Genomic DNA, 1,036 nt, shown 5'->3' on the forward strand with positions numbered 1-1,036 from the left:
GTTGTTTGAAAAATTCGCCTGGTGTCTGAAAAATTCTACGATATTCAGGAAGGCTCGGGTTTCAGTTTCATCCTCTCGTTTGGCCGAACAACTGACGGATATTGTGCCACAGGATGTTGGATCACCGGATTTCACAATTGAATTTCATTCTCCATGCGTATTCACGTCGACGACATTGGAAAAGATGTTGCGTACCGCTGCCAAAACCGGTGCGGCGGTAATTCCGAATTTTTACGGAGATGATAAGCCATTTTTAAATGTCACGGAAAATGGATCTGTCGATGCAGGTTCCTTATATACAAGTCCTGTTGTCGTTTTTTCGCATGAAGCCAAAACCGGTGGTTTCACTAACGTCCGAATGCGTACGGATGCACGCTGTTTTCTTTCAAACCCGAGTATTGTAAAGCCTGCTGATCGCCCATTGATCACCACGGTTATTCGAATTCATAACGCGGCTGATTTTACCGAGCTGCGGAATGCCCTTTATTCGCTATTTGCAATGATGGGCTGCAACATAGTACCGCTTATTGCAGCACAGGATTTGAGCGATGAAAAGAAGTCTGAGCTAGACCATCTGCTCACTGAATTTGGAACAAGCGAATATTTTCGACCTCAGATAATGCATTTTGTATCGCCTGATGGAAATGGCGATGTCCGCTCCAAGATGCTTAACGAGGCTCTTCGCGACGTTAAAACCATATATGCTGGGATTCTTGATTACGATGACCTTTTATTGCCCACAGCTTATGAATACCTCGTCAGCCGTTTAAAGGCCACCAATACAGCAATATCTTTTGGACGTACCTTTGTAGCTCGTTATCTTTCTGGGAAAAATGTTTTTCTAGATAGATCAAAGGTGTATGAATATGGTTATTCTTTTGAGGAGTTTGTGAGCAATAACCATGCACCAATCCATAGTTTTTTGCTCGATTTGAGTTGTTTGAACATCAAAAACACAAGATATTTTGATGATCATAAATATATGGAAGATTATTATCTTATGCTGCAATTGGTCACGAAAGAAAACGCGGATTGG

General features: G+C 42.0%; 1 protein-coding gene. It reads left to right on the forward strand.

Features of this window, described 5'->3' with window-relative positions; translation table 11 throughout:
- Positions 1-184: 184 nt before the first annotated feature.
- Positions 185-1,036, forward strand: an 852-nt coding sequence (locus tag RCF13_RS15435) for a hypothetical protein (protein WP_308141324.1), incomplete at its 3' end; no start/stop codon positions are given.

The sequence above is a fragment of the Stenotrophomonas maltophilia group sp. RNC7 genome, from assembly GCF_030910085.1.
Classification (GTDB): Bacteria; Pseudomonadota; Gammaproteobacteria; order Xanthomonadales; family Xanthomonadaceae; genus Stenotrophomonas; species Stenotrophomonas sepilia.